Annotated in this window: 6 protein-coding genes and 1 pseudogene; 5 read left to right on the top strand and 2 right to left on the bottom strand. The window is 71.2% G+C overall.

Going from position 1 to position 5,305, the window contains the following annotated elements; all coding sequences use genetic code 11:
• A partial coding sequence (locus GJ632_RS22475; protein ID WP_197428092.1) for a hypothetical protein occupies positions 1–349 on the bottom strand: 349 nt, incomplete at its 3' end.
• An 11-nt stretch (positions 350–360) separates the two neighbouring features.
• On the opposite strand from GJ632_RS22475, the gene GJ632_RS19110 reads away from it, so the two are divergent.
• The 5 genes and pseudogenes from GJ632_RS19110 to GJ632_RS19090 all read left to right on the top strand — a co-directional run bounded on the left by GJ632_RS19110 (position 361) and on the right by GJ632_RS19090 (position 4,737).
• Positions 361–849, top strand: a complete 489-nt coding sequence (locus GJ632_RS19110) for a hypothetical protein (protein WP_191453762.1) — start codon at positions 361–363, stop codon at positions 847–849.
• 42 nt (positions 850–891) lie between these two features.
• A pseudogene (locus GJ632_RS19105) lies at positions 892–2,117 on the top strand (HD domain-containing protein).
• Positions 2,118–2,215: 98 nt separating this feature from the next.
• Complete coding sequence (locus GJ632_RS19100) at positions 2,216–3,229, top strand: amidohydrolase family protein (protein ID WP_191453761.1); 1,014 nt, start codon at positions 2,216–2,218, stop codon at positions 3,227–3,229.
• A gap of 81 nt (positions 3,230–3,310) precedes the next feature.
• Positions 3,311–3,817 carry a universal stress protein gene (locus tag GJ632_RS19095; protein WP_089807766.1) on the top strand — a complete coding sequence of 169 codons (507 nt, stop codon included), beginning with the start codon at positions 3,311–3,313 and terminating at the stop codon, positions 3,815–3,817.
• 209 nt (positions 3,818–4,026) lie between these two features.
• Entirely contained in the window at positions 4,027–4,737 is a 711-nt protein-coding gene (locus GJ632_RS19090; RefSeq protein ID WP_191453760.1) for a hypothetical protein, read from the top strand.
• Between the two features lie 10 nt (positions 4,738–4,747).
• Here GJ632_RS19090 and GJ632_RS19085 read toward each other — a convergent pair.
• On the bottom strand, positions 4,748–5,305 hold a 558-nt coding region (locus GJ632_RS19085), incomplete at its 5' end, for a biotin--[acetyl-CoA-carboxylase] ligase (RefSeq protein ID WP_191453759.1).

Here is a 5,305-nt window from a genome sequence, read left to right as displayed (position 1 = left end):
CGCCCGCGCGGACGCCGACGCCGACGGCCACGCCGCGGGACACGGCGACGCCCATCGCCGAGACGACGCCGCTCCCGGACCCGCCGGCGTCGCCGACGGCCGACGACGCCCTCGCGTCGTCCGCGCGTACGAACGCGTCGCGGCGACGAACCGCCTCGTCCGGCGCGGCGGCGACGGCCCGCGAGACGACCCCGAAATCGGCGAGCCGAAGGCGACGCTCGTCGTCGAGAGCGAGGACGGCTTCTACCTGTTCGGCGCGTGCCGCGCGGAGGCCCGCTACGGCGACGAGGGCGGCTTCGGCATCAACCGGCACGAGGTACCGCACTTCGTCGGCCGCGACGGGAGCCACGCCGTCGCGCCGTGGACCGCCGTCGTCTGCGACACGCGCGAGGACCGTACGCCGCCGCAGACGACGCGGAGAACGCCGTCACGCCCAACGAACGGGCGGGCGCGGAGATTCACCTGTTCCGGTTCGACGGCGGCGACCACGCCGTCGACGTGACCGTCGAGTACCTCGACGACGGCCCGCCGCGCCGCGTCTTCTCGACCACCGTCGAGGCGGGGTCGGACCTGCCGGACCCCGCCTACGACTTCGTCCTCGCGAACCTCGCGGTCCGCAGGGGGCGGTACCGGGTCGCCGTCGACGTGCCCGCGGCCGATACGGCAGACGACGACGCGGTGACGACGTGGACGCTCGCCGACCCGGAGGCGCCCTCGTGGACCGGTCTCTCCGTCTTCGTCGGCGACGACGGGCGGCCGTCCATCGGCCTGCCCGAGACGGACGACGACTCGCTGGTGCCGGGGCCGTCGCTGTGCTTCCGGCACTCGGAGGCCCACGAGGACGGCTGACGCGCCCGACGGTTTTTATCCGAAGCCGGCTCACGTTCTCGCATGACGACCATCAAGGACAGCGTCCACGACCACATCGAGGTCGAGGGCGTCGCCGAGGCACTCCTCGACACCGAGGAGGTGCAACGCCTCCGGCACATCAAGCAGTTGGGGACGGTCCAACTCGTCTACCCCTCCGCGAACCACACGCGGTTCGAGCACTCGCTGGGCGTCTACCACCTCGCCTCCCGCGCCCTCGACCACCTCGGCATCGAGGGCGTGCAGGCCGAACGAATCCGAGCGGCGTCCCTCCTCCACGACGTCGGCCACGGCCCGTACAGCCACAACGTCGAGAGCGTGACGCACCGACACACCGGGAAGTACCACGACGACGTCCACGAACTCATCGCCGAGGGGACGGTGGGGGACGTCCTCCGCGACAACGACTTAGAGCCCGCCCGCATCGCGGACCTCGTCGCGGGCGAGGGCAAGTACGGCCAACTGGTCTCCGGGGAGTTGGACGTCGACCGGATGGACTACCTCGTGCGGGACGCTCACCACACGGGCGTCCCCTACGGCACCATCGACCACGAACGACTGATTCGAGAACTCACGTTCGCAGACGGCGAACTCGTCCTCGCAGAGGGGAACGTCCAGACGGCCGAGTCGCTGTTGCTCGCCCGCGCCCTCATGAATCCGACCGTCTACCAGCACCACGTCGCCCGCATCTCGAGGCGATGCTCCGGCAGGCGACCGAACGCCTCCTCGACCAACCGGACCTCTCGGCGGCCGAACTCCGCCGGATGGACGACCACGACCTGCTGGCGGCCCTGCGGATGACGCCCGAGACGCGCGCGTTCGCCGACCGACTCGGCAGTCGGACCCTGTTCAAGCGCGCCGTCTGGGCGGAGATGGACGCCGTCCCCGACGGCGTCGTCGACGCCGACCACGACGACTACCGGGCGTTCGAGTCGCGCATCGCAGACCGCGTCGGACTCGACCCGAGGTCGGTCATCGTGGACGTGCCGCCCCGGCCGTCGATGACCGAGTCGACCACGCGCGTGATGGTCAGCGGGGAGGCCCGCCGCCTCGGCAAGCAGTCGCCCCTCGTCTCCGCCCTCCGGACGGCGCAGAACCAGCAGTGGCGACTCGGCGTCTACGCGCCCGCGGACGAGACGGCGGCCGTCGGCCGCGCCGCCGTCGAGGAGATGGGACTCGACATCGACGGCGCTCTCGTCTCGGACGTGCGACCCGGCGTCGCCACGACGCTGGACGAGTTCGCGGAGTGAGCGACGGGGACCGCGAGCGCCCCGGCCCCGCGCCGTCGGGGCGAGGGGGTCCGTGTGCGGTTCGGGAGTTTCAAGCGCTCGCCGCGGTCAGTACCACCATGTACGTCGAGGGAACCATCCTCGCCGGCCGCGACTTCGAACCCGTCGAGGGTCGCGTCGTCGTCGAGGACGGGGAGATTGCGGCCGTCGAGGAGGCGGCCGTCGAGTCGGAGAACGTCGTCCTCCCGGCGTTCGTCAACGCGCACACGCACATCGGTGACTCCATCGCCAAGGAGGCCGGTGCGGGGTTGTCGCTGGACGAGTTGGTCGCGCCGCCGGACGGCCTGAAACACCGTCTGCTCCGCGCGGCGAGTCACGAGGAGAAGGTCGAGGCGATGCGGCGGTCGCTCCGCCTGATGGCGTCCACCGGTACCGCCGCCTGCGTCGAGTTCCGTGAGGGCGGCGTCGACGGCGTCGAGGCCATCCGCGAGGCCGGCGCGGGACTGGCGATAGACCCCGTCGTCCTCGGACGCGAGACGGCCGACGCGATGCGGGCGTCCGACGGGTTCGGCGCGTCCGGCGCGCGCGACGCCGAGTTCGACGACCTGCGGGCGGAGACGCGCGAGGCGGGCAAACTGTTCGGCATCCACGCGGGCGAACGCGACCCGCACGACGTGGACCCCGCACTCGACTTGGACCCCGACTTCGTCGTCCACGTGGTCCACCCCGAACCGTCCCACCTCGACCGCATCGAGGCCGACGAGGTGCCCGTCGTCGTCTGCCCGCGGTCGAACCTCGTCACCGGCGTCGGCGTGCCGCCCCTCCGCGACCTGTTGGACCGGACCACCGTCGCCCTCGGGACGGACAACGTGATGCTGAACTCGCCGTCGATGTTCCGCGAGATGGAGTTCGCCTCGAAACTGACCGACGCGACGGCGACGGAGGTGCTCCGCATGGCGACGGCGAACGGCGCGGAGATAGCGGGGCTGAACTGCGGCGTCGTCGAACCCGGCCGCGAGGCGAGACTGCTCGTCCTCGACGGCGACTCGGACAACCTCGCCGGCGCACAGGACCTCGTGCGGGCCGTCGTCCGCCGCGCCGGCGAGGCGGACGTGACGGACGTCGTCTACTGAACCGCCCGCGGGTTTCGTTTCGTAACATTCTCGGTGGAAAGTATTAAGAGCGTGAGTCTGCTACCGTGAGGTGAGTTAACAATGATGTACCAGCGTATCCTCGTCCCGACCGACGGCTCGGCCGGGTCCGAGCGCGTCCTCGAACACGCCATCGGACTCGCGTCGGTCCACGACGCCACCGTCCACGCGCTGTACGTCATCAACAGCGGAAGCTTCGCCGGCCTCCCGATGGAGACGTCGTGGGAGGGGTTAGACGACATGCTCCGCGCGGACGCCGAGGCGGCGATGGACGAGGTGTGCGCCATCGCCGCCGAGTCGGACGTCCCCGTCGAGACGGCCATCGTGGAGGGGACGCCGAGTCGCGAAATCGTCCGCTTCGCCGAACGAGAGGGCTGTGACCTCGTCGTCATGGGCACCCACGGCCGCGGCGGCATCGACCGACTCCTCCTCGGCAGCGTCGCCGAGAAAGTCGTCCGGGCGTCGGAGGTGCCGGTGTTGACGGTCCGCGTCGACGGCGGCGACGAGACGGAGCGAGGGACGGAGGCGGAGTCGGAGGGCGAGACCGAACCCGGCGTCGAGGCGGACTGAGGCGTCCGCTCGGGGTCGGGTCGCGAACGACGACCGGAGACGATGACACACAGACGCTGGAGCGCGGTGGTTCGGGCCGGCGAGGCGACCGACCGCGACGACGCCGTCCTCCCCCTCACGCGGCGGGTGGCGTGGTTCATCGTCCCGTTTCTGGCGGCCGCGTTTCTCGTCCTCTACGGCGTTCCCGACCGGACGACGGCGTTCTTCGCGTGGACGATTCGACCGGAGATGACGCCCGTCGTGATGGGTGCCGGCTACGCGCGGGCGTCTACTTCTTCTATCGCGTCGCCACCGCCGACGAGTGGCACACCGTCGCTCCGGTGTTTCTCGGCATCGCGACGTTCACGTGGTTCATGGCCGTCGCCACCGTCCTCCACTGGGAGAACTTCAACCACGGACACCACACGTTCTACCTGTGGGTGTTCCTCTACGCCCTGACGCCGGTGCTCGTCCCGGCCGTCTGGGCGCTCAACCGACGCACCGACGCCGGCGCGCGGAGCGACGACGAGGTGTCTCTTCCCCGCGTCGTTCGACTCTTCGGCGGCGCGCTCGGCGTCGTCGTCACGGCCACCGCCGTCGTCCTGTTCGTCGACCCCGGCCCGATGGTCGGCGCGTGGCCGTGGGCCGTCTCCACCTTCACGGCGCGGATTCTGGCCGGGTGGTTCGCCCTGTTCGGCGTCGTGAACGTCGCCGTCGTCCGCGATCCGCGGTGGAGCGCGGCGCGGATTCCGGTCCAGAGCGAGGTGCTGGGGTTCGCGCTGGTGCTGGCGGGCGCCGCGCGCGTCTGGCGGAACTTCGACCAGACGAACCCGCTCACGTGGGGCGTCGTCGGCGGAATGGCGCTGTACCTGCTTGGACTCCTCGCGCTGTACGCCCTGCTTGAGCGACGCCGGACCGGTTCGGGGGCGGACGCGTCCTGACCGTTCGTCTTCAGCGCGCCGGCCGCAGGTGTTCGCAGTCGCCGGCGTGGACGACGCGTTCGCCCTCGTCGGTCCGGACGACCAGCGCACCGGGGACGCGCACGTCCACCGCCTCGCCCTCGACGACGCCGTTTGGCGTCTCGACGCGGACGCGTTGACCGAGCGTCGCGGCGCACTCGCGCCACGCCGACAGAATCGCCTCGGGGTCGGCGGTCAACTCGTCGAACGTCTCCAGCACGCGCTGGAGGAACACCCGCCGGTCCACGTCGCCCACCTCGTCCCTGATGCTCGTCGCGCCCGGCGGGAGCGCCTCGCCGTCGACGTTGGCGTTCACGCCGATGCCGACGACGAGCCACGACACCCTGTCGGCCTCGCCCTCCATCTCGGTGAGGACGCCCGCGAGTTTCCGGCCGCCGCGGTCGGTTCGGTCGTCGCTCACGAGGACGCCGTCACCATCCGCTGACGTGCCCTCGTTCGGTTCCCTCACGAGGACGTCGTTCGGCCACTTTATCGACGCGTCGACGCCGGCCTCTCGCGCGGCCCGCGTGACGGCGACGGCGGCGGCGAG

Source organism: Halogeometricum sp. CBA1124, from assembly GCF_009741955.1.
Classification (GTDB): Archaea; Halobacteriota; Halobacteria; order Halobacteriales; family Haloferacaceae; genus Halogeometricum; species Halogeometricum rufum.
This window is presented reverse-complemented; position numbering and strand designations above follow the sequence as displayed.

Bases quoted from the DNA above. Each gene is read 5' to 3' on its own strand.
- GJ632_RS19100 (WP_191453761.1), top strand. From the start codon at position 2,216: ATGTACGTCGAGGGAACCATCCTCGCCGGCCGCGACTTCGAACCCGTC.
- GJ632_RS19095 (WP_089807766.1), top strand. From the start codon at position 3,311: ATGATGTACCAGCGTATCCTCGTCCCGACCGACGGCTCGGCCGGGTCC.